Raw genomic sequence first — 18,585 nt, 5'->3', positions numbered from 1 at the left:
GCTCCGGCTTCGAAAGCCGTCACGACCGGGGCTCCCGTGCCCGAAGTGCCCTCCCGCCGGCTCCGCTGAGGAGCGGTTCAGCCGCGGCGGAAGCGTACCCGGTCGCCGGGGCGGAGCTGGGCGGCCCTGGCGAGGCTCGCCGAGGTCAGCACGGCGATGACCGGGTAGCCGCCGGTCGGCGGGTGGTCGGCGAGGAACACGATCGGCTGGCCGCCGGGCGGCACCTGGACGGCCCCGGCCACCATGCCCTCGCTGGGCAGCTCCTCGTCCCGGGCCCGTTCCAGGCGGGCGCCGCGCATTCGCACGCCCACCCGGTTGCTGTCCTGGCCGACCTCGTACGGCTCCGCGCACAGGGTGGCCAGGGCTCCGGGGACGAACCAGTCCTCCCGGGGACCCGGCAGGACAAGCAGGACGCCGGCTCCAAGCTCCGGCGAGGGCGCCGCGTCCACGGTGATCGGCGGCAGGCCGTCCGTCGGCCCCATGGGCAGGACCGTTCCGGCGCGGAGCGGGGCGGGGCCGAGCCCGGACAGCGAGTCGGCCGACCGGCTCCCCATCGTGACGGGCGTGTCGAGGCCACCACGGACGGCGATGTAGGTGCGCAGGCCGGTTTCCGGCGTCCCGGTGCGCAGCTCGCCGCCCGCGGGCACCCAGAAAGGCGCGCACATCCCCTGTAGGGCCGGCACGCCGGGAGCCGCGTCGTCGGCAGTCCCGCGCGCTCGCAGGAGCTCCAGCGGGCAGCCGGCCCCGGTGACGGCGACCCAGGTCCCGGTGGTGAAGCGCAGCCGGGCGCCGCCGAAGGTCAGCTCGATCCCCGCGGCGCCCTCCGGGTTGCCGACCAGGCGGTTGGCCAGCCGCAGGCTCGGCTCGTCCGCGGCACCCGAGCGGGGCACCCCGAGATGGGCGTACCCGGGCCGGCCAAGATCCTGCACCGTGGCGTACGGCCCCGGCGCGATCACCTCGATCATGGCCCGCCGACCGCCAGGAAACGCACCCGCGTCCCCGGCGTGAGCAGGGTGGGCGGGTCGGCGGTCACGTCCCAGACCGCCGTCGTGGAGCGGCCGAGCAGCCGCCACCCGCCGGGGGAGGCCGAGGGGTAGACCGCCGAGTAGGGGCCGGCGACCGCCACGGATCCGGCGGGCACCGAGGTTCGCGGGGTGTCCAGCCGTGGCACGCGCAGCGCGGGATCCAGCCCTGTGAGGTAGGCGAACCCGGGGGCGAAGCCCAGCCAGCCCACCACCAGCTCCCGCCCGGTGTGCCGCTCGACCACCTCCCCGGGGGAGAGGCCGCTCAGCGCGGCCACCTCGTCGAGGTCCGCGCCGTCGTACACGACCGGGATGGTCACGGCCGGCGCCGGCGAGGCGGTACCCACGCCGATCGTGGCCCCCGTCTCCAGCAGGTGAAGGAGCCGATCCCGCAGGCGCGTCAGGTCGGCCCCCGGCGCGCTGACGAGGACCGTGGTGGGGCCGGGCACGATCTCCACCACCCCGGCCGGCCGATCGGCCCGCAGCAGGGCGTCCAGCCGGTGGGAGATCTCCAGCGAGCCGGTCTCCACCAGTAGCGACCGCTCCCCGGCCCGCCGGATCACCACCGGCCCCTCAAGTGAAGGACCTCAGCGTCACCCCGGCGTCCACCAGGCCGTCGCGGACGGCTCGGGCCACCAGCACCGCACCGGGGGTGTCGCCGTGGACGCAGATCGAGCGCGCCTCGACGGGGACCAGCGAGCCGTCCACCGCCTCGACCACTCCCTCGGTCACCATCCGCACCATACGGGCGGCGACCGTACCGGGGTCGTGCAGCACGGCGCCGGGGGAGCGGCGGGAGAGCAGCGTTCCGGCACCGGTGTAGGCGCGGTCGGCGAAGGCCTCGACGACCGTGGTGACCCCCTCCCCGGCGGCGATCTCGTGGACGGCGGAGCCGGGCAGGGTCAACAGAGGCAGGTCCCGGTCGTAGTCGGCCACCGCCGCCACGACGGCCCCGGCCTGCTCGGGGTCGCGGCAGATCCGGTTGTACAGCGCGCCGTGCGGCTTGACGTAGGAGACCCGGCCGCCCATCGCCCTGGCGATGCCGTCCACCGCCCCCAGCTGGTAGAGCACCTCGGCGCAGAGCTCCTCCGGGTCGACGTCCATCTCACGGCGGCCGAACCCGGCCAGGTCCCGGTAGGACACCTGGGCGCCGATCGCGACCCCCCGGTCGATCGCCGCCGCGCACGTGCGGCGAATGGTCAGCGGATCGCCCGCGTGGAACCCGCAGGCGATGTTGGCGCTGGTCACCAGTTCGAGCAGGGCCGCGTCCTCGCCCAGCCGCCAGATCCCGAAGCCCTCGCCCAGATCGGCGTTGAGATCGATCATCATGACTCACCTACACCGGAGGCTCATCGGGAATGTCCGCGATGTCGTCGAGGGCGATGGCCAGCTCCTCGGGGTCGTCGCCGATGCGCTCGGCGATCTCGATCAGCACATGCAGCACGTCGTGCCGGTCGTGGCCCAGGTCCAGCAGCCGCTGCGCGGCCTCCCAGAGCTGTGGCGGATCGCCCTCCCACAGCCGGGCGGCGATCTCCTCGTGCCAGGCGAGATGCTCGTCGTGGTCGGGCCGGGTGAGCTCGCCCGCGTGGTCGATGCCCAGCAGGATCCGCCGGTCGGCGTCGTCCGCGGGGTTGAGCAGGCCGAGCTGGATCTCGCCGTGCGTGCCCTGCAGGAAAGGGAACGCGAACACCCGCCTGGCCAGTGCCGACAGGTCGCCGTCCGGCAGCAGCCGGTCGAGCAGGTCGCGGTCGAGCCCGAAGGTCGTCGGATCGCGGTAGGACTCGGCGAACTTGCCCGTCGCCTCCCAGACCGCGTCGAGCGTGGCTCGCAGCCCCTCGTCCGGCAGCCCGGTCCGGCCCGCGGCGAAACGCGCCCAGGCACCCAGCACGTGCGGCACCGCCTCCTGCTCGGCGGTGCTGAGCATCACCTTGCGCGGCAGCCAGTCGAGCAGGAAGGTCTCGCACTTGGTCGGGCTGACCCGGAGTGGACGGCCGAAATCCTGGTCGCAGCCGTAGTCGATGATGTGATCGGCGCATCGGGAGGCCGCGGAGGGGTCGGACAGGTGCTCGGCCGCGTCCGAGGAGAGGAACTCGGCGGCCAGCATCGCCCGGCGGTCGCGGCTGTAGGGGGCCTCGCTGTGCAGCGGGGCCGGCCGCTTCCGGCCGGGCGGCAGCGCCTTGATCCGGGACCTGGCGAAGGCGTGGTAGGCGCTGTAGCTGTCGCTGACCGGCGCGGCCGTCCTGCGGTGGCCGTACTCCGCGGTGGCCTTCATCGCCGATTCGAGCAGCGCCCTGGCCTGCTGCGGCTCGATCTGGCCGAACCTGAGCATCGGGTTGTCCTCGGCCTCGGCCCTGGCCTGTTCCAGCAGCTTGTCGACGTGCGATGAGACCCAGGCGTCACGGGCGATGCCGCGCATGTTGTAGTCGACGATCACGACCAGCGCGTGCCGGTCCTCGCCGCTGTCGGCGCCCCGGTAGCCGAAGGTGCACACCACCGTGTCCTGATCGCCGTAGGCGTCGCGGGAGACGAAGCAGCCGGTCGTCTTGACCGCACCCAGCCGGTCGGCCCAGCGGGGCCTGGCCACACCGCGCTCCATGAGCGCCAGCGCGGCGCCCTCCGCCTTGGCGGCCTGGCGGGCCGTGCCGAGGTAGGCCAGCGCGATCAGCAGGGTGAGCGCGGCGGGCGAGCCGGCCTTGGCCGCGTAGTCGACCAGGCCCTCGCCGAGGACCTGTTCGGCGTCCCCGCGTTTCAGCCGGCGCCCCCACCAGGCTCCGACCATGTCGGAGACCATGAGCTCGGCGTCCAGCGGGCTGCGTACGGCCAGCAGCTCGCGAGCGGCGAGCAACATCTCGGAGAAGACCGCCTCAGGGGACTGGCTCTCTCTGGGGTCTCGACGGTGTCGCCGGCTCAAGCAGTCTCAGCCTCCCCCGTCGGCCGCGTGAGCTCAGCGCGGCCGTCGCCGTGCGGATCGGCCCGCTCGCCTCGCTCGCTCACGTCCCAACCTTCTCGCATTCCCGGTCCAAACGGTGCGTAGAGACGGCCGGGTTCCCCGATGCTACCGGGGACCGCGGGGCGGCGGCGCGGAGTTGACAAGGGCGAGTAGATGCTCGCGGGCGACGCGCTCGACGACCTCGGGCGTCGCCTCGATGCCGAGGTGCTCCGCGCAGGCACAGACCTCTGTCACGCACCTGCCGACGGTCTCGACGGGAACGGTCAGGAACTCGGCGGCCAGGTGAGATGTCACCGGCTCGTGATAAGTCGTTGAAGGCCCGGTGGAGCGGGTGGCGAGAACGGGCATGGATGTCGCATTCCTCCGGAGTTTCCCGGGAGCATCCCCCGGATATGTCGGCGGGGACGTGCGTTCTCATTCCACAACTTATCTCGGGAGTGTCAACCCTTGGCGCCCTGATATGGGAAGCTGACCCCGTATCTTGACTGAATCCTGCAACAGCGGAGTAAGCGAGTGTTCCCGAAGAGGGAGCCGAATTGACGGCGAGTCAGTAGCCTGATCTCGCCTGCAAGCCCGACGGAGATGAGGTGGGCAGTTGCCGGGACGGTCCGGCGCGATCCTGCTAGGGTCCTGGCCGCAAACGTTCGAAGGCGCAACGCCGACTGGTCGCCGCCCGTACGGGAGCCCCGGCGTGTCGGCCCGGGGATCCCGGTCATCGGAGCGGTGGCGTTCCCGGGGTGTGCTGACCGCATCTTGGGCGGGGCTTCCGTCCGCGCCTGCCCATCGCCGATGATGTACTCCAGGATCCGGTCCCCCGGAGCCGCGCTACGCCAATTCGCAAGTTTGGAGATGTGCCTCGTGGGAGACCCTGGCACGCGACGGAGGTGCCGACCATGAGCGCCGAAACCTCCGTGCCCCGTCCCCGGGAGTCGGGTGTGGACATCTCAGACTCCGGCCTGCTGCAGGGCCTGCTGTCACAGTCGCCGTTCGCCTTCGCGTTCTTCGACCCCGGAGGTCGCTTCGAGCGTGTCGACGAGGTCTTCGCCAACGTGGTCGGCCTGCCCGCCGAGCGCCTGGTCGGCCGGGCCCCCGGTGAGTTGCTCTCCGCCGACCTGACCGCCCTGATCGAGGGCTCGGTGCGGAGCATGGTCGCGGGGGCCTCGGTCGACGGCGACCAGCGGATCCGGGTGCGCACCGCCGGTGGTGAGACCCACCACTGGTCGCTGACCTTCTCCCCGATCCACGACGACAAGGGCGCATTGCGCGCGATCTGCCTGGTCGGCGTCGACATCACCGACAGCAGGCAGGTCGAGGAGGATCTCAGGCGCAGCGAGGAGCGATACCGCTCGCTGGTCGAGGCCCAGTCCCAGCTGGTCTGGATCACCGCGCCCAACGGCGTCGTGGAGGAGGACGCGCCGCAGTGGCGGGCCATCACCGGCCAGGGGCTGGAGGAGTACCTGACCCACGGCTGGCTGGAGGCCGTCCACCCGGACGACCGCCCGCACACCGAGGAGGCCTGGCGTGAGGCGCTGCGCGGCCGGATCATGTTCGAGTGGAGCTACCGGGTCCGCACCCGGGCCAGCGGCTATCGGCACTTCGAGGTGCGCGCCGTCCCGATCATCCGGCACAACCGGGTCGTCGAATGGGTGGGGGCCAACACCGATGTCACCCCGCAGCGCGAGGCCGAGGAGATGCGGGGCCGCCTGACCGATCAGCTCGGCGCCGCGGCCCTGCGGACCGCGCGCCTGCAGGGCGCCACGGCGCTGCTCGCCGAGGCGCTCACCGTCGAGCAGGTGGTCCAGGTCATCATCGACGTGGGTCGTACTGCGCTGGCCGCCGACCGGTCGGCGGTGGCGCTGCTCGACGTCGACCGGGCCGCGCTGAAGCTGGTCAACAGCGGTGGTATCCCCGACGTTCCGGGCGCGCCCGGCGAGGAGATCCCGCTGTCGCACTCCAGCGTGATGACCATGGCGGTCAACAGCCGGCGCCCGGTCTTCGCCGAGTCGCCGGACAGCCTGCGGTCCCAACTGGTCGACGCGGGCGGCGACGACGACAGCATCACCGGTTTCATCGCCCACAGTGACGAGCGGGCCTGGGTGGGCCTGCCGCTGCTGGCCGCGGGTCGCGCGCTCGGGGCACTGAGATTCTCCTTCACCCGCCCGCAGAAGATCTCCCAGGAGGACGGGGTGTTCCTGGAGGCGCTCGCGGGTCAGTGCGCCCTCGCCGTGGAGCGGGCCACCCTGTTCGAGCGCGAGCACCGCACCGCCGAGACGCTCCAGCGCAGCCTGCTGCCCGATCGCCTGCCGGTGGTCAGGGGGCTGGTCCTGGCCCAGCGGTTCCGCTCGGGAAGCCGCCATGTGCAGGTCGGCGGTGACTGGTACGACGCGTTCGTGCTCCAGGACGGCCGGGTCGCGGCGGTGGTCGGCGACGTCATGGGCAAGGGCGTCAAGGCCGCGGCGGGGATGGGCCGCATCCGCAACGCCATGCGGGCCCTGGCGTTGACCAACCCGCCGCCCGCGGCGGTCCTCACCGGCCTCGACCGGGTCTTCGAGGCGACCGAGGAGGAGGAGCAGGTCACGACCCTCGCCTACATGGTCGTCGAGCCCGGGACCGGAGAGGGCACGCTGGCGCTGGCCGGTCACCCGCCGCCCCTGCTGGTCTCCCCTGAGGGCGTGCCGATACTGTGTGACGGCGAGCCGGGCACCCCGCTGGGCTGGCCCACGAGTCGCAGGCAGTTCAGGTTCTGTGTCCCGCCGGGCCACACCGCCGTCCTGTATTCGGATGGTCTGGTGGAGAACCGGAAGCGTGGTCTTGATGCCGGACTCGCTGATCTTTGCTCTGTTGTGACCGAAGCGCCGGCCGAAGTGGTCGGAAGCCCCCACATGTTGCTAGATTTCCTTGTCGACCGGATGTTGTCTGGGTATGAGCAGGATGACGACGTCACGGTGCTCGCGATTCACGTTCCCGCTGCCACGAAGAGTGACTGAATGAAACAGTCATAACGGTTGCTTTCGGGTATCGGTGCCTCGCTTCCGTACGCACTACTCTCTTGGTCGGCCTAGGGTGGAGGGCAACCGCCAGGAGGCGGCCGTATGGATCACGGTGTCATGCCACAATGCTGGACAGGTGCGTCGCGGTTCGCGCGGCCTCGCTAACCACAACTAGAGGTAGAAGTGCCCCTAGTTGGGCATCTGGGTCCATTCTCGTCTCGCTTTCCTTCGAGAGGTGTTCGTGTCGCCTGCAAGTTCGACTCGCTCGAAGCCATCCGAGCTGAACGAGCCCGTCATTCAGCAGCTGATGGAGCGGGGGCGCTCGCAGGGGTTCCTCGAGTCCGAGGATGTCCGCAAGGCCGTCGAGGAAGCGGACATTCCGATGGCGCAGGTCGCTGGAATCCTGCGAAGCCTCAGCAAAGAGGGCATTACCGTACGGCTGACTGCCGAGGACTCCGCGGCTCCCAAGAAGTCCCGGACTCCGGCCAAGCGCCGCACTGCCCCGGCCGCGCCCGCCGCCGTCAAGAAGACCAAGACCGCCGCAGCGGCCAAGGAGCAGCCGGAGACCGTCACCGCGGTCGTCGGCGGTTCTGAGCCCGCGGCAGCGGCCAAGAAGCCCGCTCCCGCGGCCAAGAGGCCCGCGGCGCCGGCCAAGAAGGTCGCCCCGGCTGCCAAGAAGCCGGTTCCGGCCCCGCCGAAGAAGGCCGGTCCCGAGGTAGCCGCTCCGGCTCCCGCGTCCGAGTCGAAGTCGCTCGCCGGCGATGACGACGAGGTCATCGAGCTCGAGGACGTCGAGCTCGAGGACTTCGACCTGGAGACCGTCGCCGAGGTCGAGGTCGAGGTCGAGGTGGAAGCCGAGGCCGAGGCCGAGGAGGAGCCCAAGGCCGAGGCCATCGAGGTCAACGAGGACGAGGTCCTCATCCTTTCCGACGACGACGATGACGCCCCGGTGCCGCAGGTCGCCGCCGCCGGCGCCACCGCCGACCCGGTCAAGGACTACCTCAAGCAGATCGGCAAGGTCCCCCTGCTCAACGCGGAGCAGGAGGTCGAGCTCGCCAAGCGGATCGAGGCCGGTCTGTTCGCCGAGGAGCAGCTGGGAACCGACGGCGAGAGGCTTCCGGTCGACGTCCGCGCCGAGCTGGAGTGGATCGCCGAGGACGGTCGCCGGGCCAAGAACCACCTGTTGGAGGCCAACCTCCGTCTCGTGGTCTCGCTGGCCAAGCGCTACACCGGCCGCGGCATGCTCTTCCTGGACCTGATCCAGGAGGGCAACCTGGGCCTGATCCGCGCGGTGGAGAAGTTCGACTACACCAAGGGCTACAAGTTCTCCACCTACGCCACGTGGTGGATCCGGCAGGCGATCACCCGAGCCATGGCCGACCAGGCGCGGACCATCCGCATTCCGGTCCACATGGTCGAAGTGATCAACAAGCTGGCCCGCGTCCAGCGGCAGATGCTTCAGGACCTGGGGCGTGAGCCCACTCCCGAGGAGTTGGCCCGCGAGCTCGACATGACCCCCGAGAAGGTCGTCGAGGTCCAGAAGTACGGTCGCGAGCCGATCTCCCTGCACACCCCGCTGGGTGAGGAGGGGGACAGCGAGTTCGGTGACCTCATCGAGGACTCCGAGGCCATCGTCCCTGCCGACGCGGTCAGCTTCACGCTCCTGCAGGAGCAGCTCCACTCCGTTCTGGACACGCTGTCCGAGCGCGAGGCGGGCGTGGTCTCGATGCGTTTCGGCCTGACCGACGGCCAGCCGAAGACGCTGGACGAGATCGGCAAGGTTTACGGAGTGACGCGCGAGCGTATCCGGCAGATCGAGTCCAAGACCATGTCCAAGCTCCGCCACCCGTCCCGGTCGCAGGTCCTGCGTGACTACCTTGACTGAGGCTTTCTGACAGAGGGCCCGCACTGTCCGGTGCGGGCCCCACGTCATTAACGCCGGTGTAATAGGCCGGTAGCACGGGGTGTGAAACGAACTTCTAGGCTCCCGCCTCATGGGTGTGGCCGAAGTTGACAGGATTCGCGCCCGGAGGCTGCGGGTGATCGTCGATCGTCCGTGGGCGGACGTGATGCTCGACGACGCGGTCGCCGCGGTGCGCCGGAGGGTGTTCGAGAGCGGTACGTTCACGCTCGGCGCGGCCCGTGGCGATCCGGAGAGACGCGCGCTCAGGGTCGAGGCGCTGGCCAGGGCGGCCGTCGGCCACAGTGGCGCCATTGAGACGCTGGCGCTCCATGACCGGGCCAACCCCGACCTGTGGCTCTGGCTCGGGCGTACCCGCATCGAGGAAGCCTGGACGATCAAGCCGGATGTCAAGGCCCGGGCCGTGCAGGCGCAGCGTCTGCAGGCGTTCCAGGCGGCGATGGAGAGAGCCAGGCAGCCGCTTTTCACCGCGGCGGCGCTCGTGCCGTCCGATCCGGTGCCCTGGGAGTCGATCATGTGGCTCTATCTCGGCCTCGACCGGCCGCGCCAGGAGAAGGACGCGGTCTGGTTCGAAACCGTTCGCCGTTATCCGACGCTGTTCCCGGCCAATGTGGCCAGGCTCATGACGCTGTCACCGGCCTGGGGCGGCAGTGCCCAGGAGATGCTGGAGTTCGCCAGGCAGGCCGTGTCGCGGGCGCCCGACGGGGACCCGATGGCGGCCCTGCTGCCGCTGGCGCACTTCGAACAGGTGGCCGCCGAGCGGTCCCCGATGTCGCGCGGAGGCTGGTTCTCGGACGGGGCGCTGCGCGAGATCGTCTCGCACGCGGGCCGCTGGCTGGGCGGCGACAGCCATCCACGGTCGATAGAGGCGCACAACCTGTTCGGGGCCGCCTTCTACCTGGCGGACCTGCGCAGGCCCGCGCGTGGGCACCTGACGCGTACCGGGGGCAGGGTCAGCCGGTTGCCGTGGTCCTATCTGGGTGATCCCGCTCAGCAGTTCGAGCGGGCCTGCGGGCGGCTCCGCCTTGTCCCGGCGTGAGCGGGGGCGAGACGTGCACGCCGGATCACGCGTGCCGCCCGATCTTGCCATGGGGCTATAAGGGAAATGTGGTGAATATCACACCGTTACGTTGAGTATCCATGACTGCCTCCCCCTGGGAGGTGGACAGAGAGTGACGGAGTGCCCAAGGTGGTCCAGGACCTTCGTGAGCTCCTCGGGGCTCTGTGGGTCGACGTCCCCCTCCAGCAGCGAGCGGGCTATGACGCCGCGAGTGGCCTTCGCCATGTGGCTGACGACCTTCCCCTCCTTGAGCACCCGCACCGCCACCGCCCTGCCGCCCGGCTGCCACGCCGTCGCGTAGGTGCCCGAGCGCAGGTCGACCACCAGACCGGGCTCGGCGTCGAGCAGCGGGGTGACCGATCGGCGCCAGAAGGCGCCAAGACCGCCGAGCGGCGGCAGCCGCACCCCCATCGACAGCCGGTACGGGGGTACGCGGTCGCCGATCCGCAGCAGACCCCAGAGGCCGGAGAAGATCAGCAGACTCTCCGAAGCCCGTGCCGCGGCCTCGGGGGAGAGCGAGGCCAGGTGAAGGTTGTCGTAGAGCACGCCGGTGTACAGGTCGGCCGCGGCCAGCGTGGGCGCGGTGCGCAGCAGCAGGTTCTTGCCGATCTCGCCTGCCTGTCCTGGCGACAGCCCGAGCACCTCCCGTGCGGCGGGACCCTCGCACAGGGCGACGAGCACGTCCAGGACGCGCTGCCTGGACGGGGTGAGGGCGGGGAAACTCAGCCGGGGCAGGTCGAGGGCGGGGCCGTCACCCAGCGCGGCCTTTCCCTCGGACGGAGGCAGCAGAATCAGCACATTCACCGAGCGTAGTGCGGCGACCGAGGGGTTAGGATCCTGCAGCATGATCGATGAGGTCTTCGACCGGCTGGTCGACCAGGCCTGGCCGGCGATTCACCGGGTGGACGCGGGTGGTTGGATCCTGCGCGCGGCGGACGGGGTGACCAAGCGGGCCAACTCCGTGCTGCCGCTGGGTGAGCGGGGGGATCTGGAAGCGGGCGTCGAGGCGGCGGAGAAGTTCTACGCCGACCGGGGCCTGCCCTGCGTCTTCTCGGTGGGAGGTGGCGCCACGCCCGGCCTGGACGCGTTACTGCACGCGCGTGGCTATCGGGTGGTCGATCCAACGCTGGTCATGACGGTGAGCCTGGTGCCCGAGGCGCCCTGGAACGGCGCCGGCGCGTCGCAGGAAGAGGTCGATCTCGCCGAAGCGCCCTCGAGGGCGTGGTTGGACGCCTGGTGGAGCGTGGACGGGAGGTCCGGCGGCGACGGTCTGGCGACGGCCGTGCGGATCCTCACCGGTGTGCCCGCCACATACGCCTCGCTCGGCGAGGAGGCCGTGGGGCGGGGTGTGGTTCAGGGGGAGTGGTTCGGGATCTACTCCATGGCAGTGGTGCCGCACGCGCGGCGCAAGGGCCACGGGCGGAAGGTGTTACGCGCCCTGCTCACACATGCGCGAGAGCAGGGCACGCAGCGGGCATATTTAGTAATGGTGGAGTCGAACACGGTGGCCAGGGCGCTCTACGAGCGCCACGGCTTCACAGTGGCGGGCCGATATCACTATCGGGTCCGCTGATGGCTCCATCCGTCTGGTTATCGTTCGTCGTTGCCTGCCGTTGCCGGAGCGTCACTGAGACGCGCAGACTCGTCCTGGATGTTGGCACCCTTGTCTCTCAGCACGGCTACGTGCTGACGCCCGTGGTGGGCGCAGAACAGCAGCTCCCCACCTACGGGCAGGGTCGCGCGGATGTAGGCCTGGGCGCCGCACCGGTCACAGCGGTCCGCAGCGGTCAGCTGCTTGGCGGGGGCGAGGGTTCCAGTCACGTATCGCCTTTCAGGTCATCCCCTGAGGTGGAGGATCTGGCGTCAGTCACTTGAGAGAACATCTAACCCGATACGAACGTTCCCAACCGACCCCCTGCTACGCCCAGAGCGGAAAGCGGCCGAAAGTAACGATGATCACGCTGGATGTAACGCCGTTGTCCGCCGGATGGCAAGCTTGTACGCGTCGTGGCGGGAAGAACGGTAAGCTGCGCACACGTGTTCGACAGAGCTGGGAGTGGGTGTGACCGCAGTTAGCGCGGAGACGGGTTATACGGCCCGCCACCTGTCGGTGCTGGAGGGGCTCGAAGCCGTCCGCAAACGCCCCGGTATGTACATCGGGTCAACCGACAGCCGCGGTCTCATGCACTGTCTGTGGGAGATCGTGGACAACGGGGTCGACGAGGCCCTGGCCGGCTACTGCACCCGCATCGAGGTCGAACTTTACGCCGACGGCTCCATCGAGGTCCGTGACGACGGCCGGGGCATCCCCGTCGACATCGAGCCCAAGAGCGGTCTGGCGGGCGTCGAGCTCGTCTACACCAAGCTGCACGCCGGCGGGAAGTTCGGCGGTGGTTCCTACGGCGCCTCCGGTGGCCTGCACGGCGTCGGCGCCTCCGTGGTCAACGCCCTCTCCTCGCGGCTGGACGTCGAGGTCGACCGTTACGGCCGGATCCACGAGATCAGCTTCCGTAGGGGCGTTCCCGGCGTCTTCGACGGCGACGGGCCCAAGGCCAAGTTCAAGAAGAAGTCGGGGCTGCGTGACGGCGGCGCCGCGAAGAAGGTCACCGGCACCCGTGTGCGCTTCTGGGTCGACCACCAGATCTTCCTCCCCGAGGCCGAGGTCTCCCTCGACGAGATCCATGTCCGCCTGCGCCAGACCGCGTTCCTGGTCCCCGGCCTGACCCTGGCCGTGCGTGACAATCGCGGCGAGGAGGCGGTCGAGGAGGAGTTCCGCTTCGACGGCGGCATCTCGGAGTTCACCGAGTTCCTCGCCCGGGACGAGGCGGTCTGCGAGGTGCTGCGCCTGCGGGGCGTGGGCCACTTCCACGAGACGGTCCCCGTCCTCGACGACCTGGGGCACATGACCCCGACCGAGGTCCAGCGCGAGCTCACCGTGGACGTGGCGGTGCGCTGGGGCAAGGGCTACGACAGCACGGTCAGGTCCTTCGTCAACGTGATCGCCACCCCCAAGGGCGGCACCCACGTCAACGGCTTCGAACGCGCCCTCGTCCGCACCCTGAACGAGCAGCTGCGCGAGACCCGCCTGCTCAAGAACGGCGACGCCCCGGTCACCCGCGAGGACATCATGGAGGGTCTCACCGCGGTGGTGACCGTCCGGGTGCCCGAGCCGCAGTTCGAGGGCCAGACCAAGGAGGTCCTGGGCACCTCGGCGGCCTCCCGGATCGTCGCCCACGTCGTCTCGCGTGAGCTCAAGGAACTGCTCGCCAACCCGTCGCGCACTGTGAAGCCACAGCTCCGCGCGGTCCTGGAGAAGATCGTCGCGGCGGCCAAGGCCCGTATCGCCGCCCGGGAGCACCGCGACAACCAGCGCCGCAAGACCGCCCTGGAGAATTCGGCGCTCCCCGCCAAGCTGGTCGACTGTCGCAGCGACGAGGTCGACCGCAGCGAGCTGTTCATCGTCGAGGGTGACTCGGCGCTGGGCACCGCCCGCGCGGCCCGCGACTCGGAGTTCCAGGCGCTGCTACCGATCCGGGGCAAGATCCTGAACGTGCAGAAGGCGTCCGTCGCGGACATGCTCAAGAACGCCGAGTGTGCCGCGATCATCCAGGTCATCGGGGCGGGTTCCGGCCGATCCTTCGACATCGAGGCGGCTCGCTACGGCAAGGTCATCCTGATGGCCGACGCCGATGTCGACGGGGCGCACATCCGCTGCCTCCTGCTGACCCTGTTCCACCGCTACATGAAGCCGATGGTCGAGGCCGGGCGTGTTTTCGCCGCCGTGCCGCCGCTGCATCGGATCGAGGTCATCAACCCCAGCCGCGGTCACGGCAAATACCTCTACTGCTACTCCGACGCCGAGCTGCACAAGGTGCTGCGTGATCTGGAGCGCAGGGGTAAGCGCTGGAAGGACCCGGTCCAGCGGTACAAGGGCCTGGGTGAGATGGACGCCGACCAGCTGGCCGAGACGACCATGGAGCCCCGCCACCGCACCCTGCGCAGGGTCCGCATCCAGGACATCGAGGAGGCCGAGCGTATCTTCGCCCTCCTGATGGGCAGCGACGTGGCCCCGCGCCGGGAGTTCATCGTGAGCAGCGCGGCCGAGATCGACCGCGATCACATCGACGCGTAGCGGGGCCGGATCCCGAGGCTCAGATCTCGACCGGCATCAGCCTGCCGGTGCGCACGTCGTAGATGGCGCCGCCCACCGGCATGCCCGCCGGAAGGAACGGGCTGGTCCTGATCCGGGTGAGGTCGTGGCGTAGCGCCGCGTCCTGGTCGGGGACGGTGTGGAAGTCCAGGCTCCGGGTGTCGACACCGCGGCGGGCGGCGATCGCATGCACCTCGTCGTCGGTGACCTTGGTCATGCCGCAGTCGGTGTGCGGCATGACCAGCACCCGCTCCACCGCCAGCAGGTTGACCGCCAGGACGAGCGTACGCAGCACGTCGTCGGTCACCCTGGCTCCGGCGTTGCGGAGGATCTTGGCGTCGCCCGGTTTCAGGCCGAAGAGACCCAGCGGATCGATCCGGGAGTCCATGCAGGTGACCACCGCAAGACCGCGGGCCGCCTTGCCGGTCAGTTCCGCGTCGGTGAACGTGGCGGAGAACTCCTCGTTGGCGGCCAGCAGGTCGTCAAAGGCACTCACGTACGCATCCCTCGGTCGATGGAGTTAACGGACTAATGATGCGTCATGCCCGTTTGGTGAGAGTTGTCGGGGGCGCCTCAGGTGACGACTTCACCAAGATCCCACCACCTGGACTCACATTGAGTGATGATGTCGTCACTCAAAGTCCGGGAGGTGGAGAGGGTAATGAGCAGGACGGAATCGCTGGCCGACTATCTCCGTGACCAGGGCAGGCGGAGGCTGGACCGGGTGGAGTCCAGGGACGGGGGGCGCAACGCGCGCTCGGCGCTGGCCCTGCTCGACGCGGCGGCCTACACCCGGTCCCTGAAGGAGGACGACCCGTTCGTGGCCGTCCTCGTGGAGGCGGGGTGTTTTGGGCCGTACGGGGCCGGTGGGTTCGATCCGCCGGATCGTGTCGCCCGGGTCATCCGCTTCTGGGAGTCGGGTGAGCCCTGGCAGTTGCTGATGGCCATCAGGTTCGCACTCCAGGGGGCGCTCACCTGAGATCCCGAGCGAATCCCGAGCGCCGCGGGAGGGGCACGCCCCGAAACCCGGGACCTGCCGGGTGGCGCCGCGGGGGCCGGAGGACGCGACGCCTGCGCCCGGTGCGCGGGACCCGTCATCCCCGCCGACCCCGAGGAGCCCCCGTCGTCCTGACGGGGGCTCCTCGGGGTCCTGCGCGGGGGATGAGGATCATTCCGGGGAGGTGGCCGCCCCCTGGTCCTGCCGGCCGTCCTCGGCGCACAGAGAGCCGCCCACGGCGGACACCGTGTGGGTGAGCCGGACCCCGGAGCCGTCGCGGCGGCCCAGTTCCTCGGGGAGCGGCACGGGCTTGCCGACGGCCGAGACCGCACGGGCCGGGCCGGGGCCCGCCCAGGCGAGCAGCAGGACATCCTCGCCCTTGAGGAACCGCTGGACGCGGACACCGCCGGTGCCGCGGCCCTTTGGCGGGTATTCGGCGAAGTCGGAGATCTTGGCGCCACCGATCTGGGTGCCCGGCAGTGCGGTCGAGGAGCCGGCGATCGTCACGACCTGCGACTCGCGGGAGGGGTCGACCGCGCCGAACCAGATCACCACGGCGTCTCCGTCCAGCCGTACGCCGGCCATGCCGCCCGCCGGGCGGCCCTGCGGGCGGACCGCGGAGGCGGGGTAGCGCAGCAGCTGGGCCTCAGAGGTGATGAAGACCAGGTCGTGATCTTCGCTCGTCAGCTCCACCGCGCCCACCACGGTGTCGCCGTCCTTGAGGCCGATGACCTCGAAGTCGTCGCGGTTGGCCGGGTAGTCGGGGACGACCCGTTTGACCACGCCCTGCGCGGTGCCCAGTGCCAGGCCGGGCCCGTCGGGGTCGAGCGAGCCGACGCCGACGACGGTCTCACCCGGGTTGAAGGTGACGTATTCGGTGACCGGATGGCCTCCGGACAGCGACGGCGGGTTGGCCGAGCGGGGCAGCGTGGGCAGGTCGACCACCTGGACCCGGATCATCCGCCCCTGGTTGGTGACCACGCCCACCTCGCCCCTGACCGTGCTCCGCACCGCGGAGACCAGCACGTCGTGGGCCGAGCGGTCACCGTCGCCGGCCAGTGGCGAGGCGTCGGCCGTGCGGGCCAGCAGTCCGGTGGACGAGAACAGCACCAGGCAGGGGTCGTCGGCGACCTCCAGGGGGACCGAGACGTTCCTCGCCACCCCCGAGGACTCCAGCAGCACCGTGCGGCGCGGGGTGCCGAAGGTCTTGGAGATCTGGGCGAGCTCGTCGGAGACGACCTTGCGGAGCCTGTCGTCGGAGGACAGGATCGCGGTCAGCTCGGCGATCTCGTCACGCAGCGTCTGGCTCTCGCGGTCGAGCTCCAGCTTGTCGTAGCGGGTCAGGCGGCGCAGCGGGGTGTCGAGGATGTAGTTGGCCTGGATCTCCGACAGCTGGAATGCCTGCGTCAGGCGCTCGCGGGCCTGGGCGGAGTCATCGGAGGAACGGATGACCCGGATCACCTCGTCGATGTTGAGCAGGGCGACGATGAGGCCCTCGACGAGGTGCAGCCGCTCCTCGCGCCTGCGCCTGCGGTACAGCGAACGGCGGCGGACCACGTCGATACGGTGGTCGACGTAGACCTGGAGCAGCTCGCGCAGGCCCAGCGTGCGCGGCTCGCCGTCGACCAGCGCGACGTTGTTGATGCCGAAGGTCTCCTCCATCGGGGTGAGCCGATAGAGCTCCTCCAGCACGGCCTCGGGGATGAAGCCGTTCTTGATCTCGATGACCAGGCGGAGGCCCTTGTGCCGGTCGCTGAGGTCCTTGAGGTCGGAGATGCCCTGGAGCTTCTTGGCGGTGACCAGCTCCCTGATCTTGGTGACCACGCGCTCGGGACCGACGTTGAAGGGCAGTTCGGTGACGACGATGCCCTTGCGGCGGGGGCTGACCTGCTCGATGGCGCACTTGGCGCGCATCCGGAAGGTGCCGCGGCCCTTGGCGTACGCGTCGCGGATGCCGTCGAGGCCGATGATGGTGCCGCCGGTGGGCAGGTCGGGGCCGGGGACGAACCGCATCAGGTCGTCGAGCGTCGCCTCCGGCTTCTTGATCAGGTGGCGGGCGGCGGCGACGACCTCGACGAGGTTGTGCGGCGCCATGTTGGTGGCCATCCCGACCGCGATGCCGGTGGCCCCGTTGACCAGCAGGTTGGGGAAGGCCGACGGCATGACCGTGGGCTCGGTCTCCTGGCCGTCGTAGTTGGGTTTGAAATCGACGGTGTCCTCGTCGATCGACTGGACCACGGCCATGGCCGCCGAGGCCAGCCGGGCCTCGGTGTAGCGCATCGCGGCGGGCATGTCGTCGGGGGAGCCGAAGTTGCCGTGCCCGTCGATGAGCGGCAGGCGCATCGAGAACGGCTGGGCCATCCGGACCAGCGCGTCGTAGATGGCGGTGTCGCCGTGCGGGTGGAGCTTGCCCATCACGTCGCCGACGACGCGCGAGGACTTGACGTGGCCCCGGTCGGGCCGGAGGCCCATCTCGCTCATCGAGTAGAGGATGCGGCGCTGGACCGGCTTGAGGCCGTCCCTGGCGTCCGGCAGCGCACGCTGATAGATGACCGAGTATGCGTATTCGAGGAAGCTGGTGCGCATCTCGGTGGAAACGTCGATGTCGACGATCCGCTCCTCGAAGCCCTCGTCGGTCGGGGGTGTGGTCGTCCGTCGAGCCATCTGATTTCCTGCGCGCGCGCCCCGGCCGTCAGGCCGGGGGGGAGGCGCATCCTCCTTCTGTCTTCGTGGTCGAACCGCCTGCACCGGCTCCTCTGGGAGCCTCGGGCCGGTATGGTACCGAGACTCGATACCATACCCAGCTCATCCGACACCTTCGGGCCTTCCCCGGCCTGCCGCCGAGGGCTACCGCCGTTCCGGGCGGGGTGTCAGGGAGTGTCGCGGGTCCTGGGGCCCGCCCCGGGCCAGGGGCCGGGGGTCTCCCCCTCGTACTCGTCGTCGGGCACGTTCAGTTTGGTGTCGTAGATCCTGAAGCCGCGGGCCTGATAGTTGGCGAGCGCCACCGGGCTGTCGAGGGAGCAGGTGTGCACCCACACCCGCCGGGTCGGCTCCCGGCCGGGCTGCCGGTCGGCCAGGTCCCAGGCCCTGGCGGTGCCGACCTCCAGCAAATGGCCGCCGACGCCTCTGCCGATCGCCCACGGCAGGAGGCCGAAGCAGGTGATCTCGACCGTGGCGTCGTCCTGGGGGGCGAGCTCGACGTAGCCCGCGGGGGTGCCGCGGTGGTAGGCCACCCACGTCTCCACGCCGCCCTCCAGCCAGTCGCTCCATTCAAGCCAGGTCCACGGCAGCCGGTTGGTCCAGTGCCATTCTCCGCCGACGGCCGTGCTGAGGAACCGGCTGAACTCGGGCGAGGGCACCTCGGCGTGTACGACGTCGACCTCGATCGACGGCGACTTGGCGGGCAGCAGGTCCGAGCGTGAGGTCTGTTCGAGATACCAGGTGGTGACGTCCATAGTGGATGCATCAAACCATGGCGCGGAGCCTGCCGGTTCC

General features: G+C 70.2%; 16 protein-coding genes. 6 read left to right on the top strand and 10 right to left on the bottom strand.

The window, feature by feature from the left end; all coding sequences use genetic code 11:
- Positions 1–77: 77 nt before the first annotated feature.
- From ABT061_RS34195 to ABT061_RS34175, 5 genes are all read right to left on the bottom strand, one after another.
- Positions 78–965: a 5-oxoprolinase subunit C family protein gene (locus ABT061_RS34195; protein WP_350925835.1), complete on the bottom strand. Its 888-nt coding sequence runs from the start codon at positions 963–965 to the stop codon at positions 78–80.
- Positions 962–1,585, bottom strand: a complete 624-nt coding sequence (locus ABT061_RS34190) for a 5-oxoprolinase subunit B family protein (RefSeq protein WP_350925833.1) — start codon at positions 1,583–1,585, stop codon at positions 962–964. Before ABT061_RS34190 ends, ABT061_RS34195 begins: the two co-directional genes overlap by 4 nt.
- A gap of 10 nt (positions 1,586–1,595) precedes the next feature.
- On the bottom strand, positions 1,596–2,351 hold the full coding sequence (locus ABT061_RS34185) for a LamB/YcsF family protein (protein ID WP_350925831.1): 756 nt from the start codon (positions 2,349–2,351) through the stop codon (positions 1,596–1,598).
- 7 nt (positions 2,352–2,358) lie between these two features.
- A complete protein-coding gene (locus tag ABT061_RS34180) occupies positions 2,359–3,870 on the bottom strand; it encodes a hypothetical protein (RefSeq protein ID WP_350925829.1) in 1,512 nt (503 codons plus the stop codon).
- A 207-nt stretch (positions 3,871–4,077) separates the two neighbouring features.
- Complete coding sequence (locus ABT061_RS34175) at positions 4,078–4,266, bottom strand: hypothetical protein (RefSeq protein WP_502991538.1); 189 nt, start codon at positions 4,264–4,266, stop codon at positions 4,078–4,080.
- A gap of 599 nt (positions 4,267–4,865) precedes the next feature.
- Here ABT061_RS34175 and ABT061_RS34170 point away from each other — a divergent pair.
- The 3 genes from ABT061_RS34170 (at position 4,866) to ABT061_RS34160 (ending at position 9,922) form a co-directional block, all read left to right on the top strand.
- Complete coding sequence (locus ABT061_RS34170) at positions 4,866–6,959, top strand: SpoIIE family protein phosphatase (protein ID WP_350925825.1); 2,094 nt, start codon at positions 4,866–4,868, stop codon at positions 6,957–6,959.
- 244 nt (positions 6,960–7,203) lie between these two features.
- Positions 7,204–8,847, top strand: a complete 1,644-nt coding sequence (locus ABT061_RS34165) for an RNA polymerase sigma factor (protein ID WP_350925823.1) — start codon at positions 7,204–7,206, stop codon at positions 8,845–8,847.
- Positions 8,848–9,001: 154 nt separating this feature from the next.
- On the top strand, positions 9,002–9,922 hold the full coding sequence (locus ABT061_RS34160) for a hypothetical protein (protein WP_350925821.1): 921 nt from the start codon (positions 9,002–9,004) through the stop codon (positions 9,920–9,922).
- Positions 9,923–10,000: 78 nt separating this feature from the next.
- On the opposite strand, the gene ABT061_RS34155 is transcribed toward ABT061_RS34160, so the two are convergent.
- A complete protein-coding gene (locus ABT061_RS34155) occupies positions 10,001–10,741 on the bottom strand; it encodes a YaaA family protein (RefSeq protein WP_350925959.1) in 741 nt (246 codons plus the stop codon).
- 46 nt (positions 10,742–10,787) lie between these two features.
- Here ABT061_RS34155 and ABT061_RS34150 point away from each other — a divergent pair, with 46 nt between their 5' ends.
- Positions 10,788–11,516, top strand: coding sequence for a GNAT family N-acetyltransferase (locus ABT061_RS34150; protein ID WP_350925819.1), 729 nt, complete (start codon positions 10,788–10,790; stop codon positions 11,514–11,516).
- A 17-nt stretch (positions 11,517–11,533) separates the two neighbouring features.
- Here the strand turns inward: ABT061_RS34150 and ABT061_RS34145 are convergent, their stop codons facing one another.
- Positions 11,534–11,764 carry a DUF7455 domain-containing protein gene (locus ABT061_RS34145; protein WP_030920243.1) on the bottom strand — a complete coding sequence of 77 codons (231 nt, stop codon included), beginning with the start codon at positions 11,762–11,764 and terminating at the stop codon, positions 11,534–11,536.
- 241 nt (positions 11,765–12,005) lie between these two features.
- Between ABT061_RS34145 and ABT061_RS34140 the strand changes: the two genes are divergently transcribed.
- Positions 12,006–14,075: a DNA gyrase/topoisomerase IV subunit B gene (locus ABT061_RS34140; protein WP_350925816.1), complete on the top strand. Its 2,070-nt coding sequence runs from the start codon at positions 12,006–12,008 to the stop codon at positions 14,073–14,075.
- A 19-nt stretch (positions 14,076–14,094) separates the two neighbouring features.
- On the opposite strand, the gene ABT061_RS34135 is transcribed toward ABT061_RS34140, so the two are convergent.
- On the bottom strand, positions 14,095–14,589 hold the full coding sequence (locus tag ABT061_RS34135; RefSeq protein WP_350925814.1) for a beta-class carbonic anhydrase: 495 nt from the start codon (positions 14,587–14,589) through the stop codon (positions 14,095–14,097).
- A gap of 165 nt (positions 14,590–14,754) precedes the next feature.
- Between ABT061_RS34135 and ABT061_RS34130 the strand changes: the two genes are divergently transcribed.
- Positions 14,755–15,072, top strand: coding sequence for a hypothetical protein (locus tag ABT061_RS34130; RefSeq protein WP_343979150.1), 318 nt, complete (start codon positions 14,755–14,757; stop codon positions 15,070–15,072).
- 189 nt (positions 15,073–15,261) lie between these two features.
- Here ABT061_RS34130 and ABT061_RS34125 read toward each other — a convergent pair whose 3' ends face one another.
- Both ABT061_RS34125 and ABT061_RS34120 read right to left on the bottom strand, forming a co-directional pair.
- Entirely contained in the window at positions 15,262–17,754 is a 2,493-nt protein-coding gene (locus ABT061_RS34125) for a DNA gyrase/topoisomerase IV subunit A (protein ID WP_350925812.1), read from the bottom strand.
- 206 nt (positions 17,755–17,960) lie between these two features.
- Complete coding sequence (locus ABT061_RS34120) at positions 17,961–18,545, bottom strand: GNAT family N-acetyltransferase (protein ID WP_350925810.1); 585 nt, start codon at positions 18,543–18,545, stop codon at positions 17,961–17,963.
- Between the last annotated feature and the right edge of the window lie 40 nt (positions 18,546–18,585).

The organism is Streptosporangium sp. NPDC002544 (assembly GCF_040295965.1).
Classification (GTDB): domain Bacteria; phylum Actinomycetota; class Actinomycetes; order Streptosporangiales; family Streptosporangiaceae; genus Streptosporangium.
Note: the sequence above shows the minus strand (reverse complement) of the source record. Positions and strands in the feature narration are given on the sequence as shown.

Excerpts from the sequence above, each read along its gene's own strand:
- ABT061_RS34195 (WP_350925835.1), bottom strand. The coding sequence starts at position 965 with ATGATCGAGGTGATCGCGCCGGGGCCGTACGCCACGGTGCAGGATCTT.
- ABT061_RS34185 (WP_350925831.1), bottom strand. The coding sequence starts at position 2,351 with ATGATGATCGATCTCAACGCCGATCTGGGCGAGGGCTTCGGGATCTGG.
- ABT061_RS34180 (WP_350925829.1), bottom strand. The coding sequence starts at position 3,870 with ATGTTGCTCGCCGCTCGCGAGCTGCTGGCCGTACGCAGCCCGCTGGAC.
- ABT061_RS34170 (WP_350925825.1), top strand. The coding sequence starts at position 4,866 with ATGAGCGCCGAAACCTCCGTGCCCCGTCCCCGGGAGTCGGGTGTGGAC.
- ABT061_RS34150 (WP_350925819.1), top strand. The coding sequence starts at position 10,788 with ATGATCGATGAGGTCTTCGACCGGCTGGTCGACCAGGCCTGGCCGGCG.
- ABT061_RS34130 (WP_343979150.1), top strand. The coding sequence starts at position 14,755 with ATGAGCAGGACGGAATCGCTGGCCGACTATCTCCGTGACCAGGGCAGG.
- ABT061_RS34125 (WP_350925812.1), bottom strand. The coding sequence starts at position 17,754 with ATGGCTCGACGGACGACCACACCCCCGACCGACGAGGGCTTCGAGGAG.
- ABT061_RS34120 (WP_350925810.1), bottom strand. The coding sequence starts at position 18,545 with ATGGACGTCACCACCTGGTATCTCGAACAGACCTCACGCTCGGACCTG.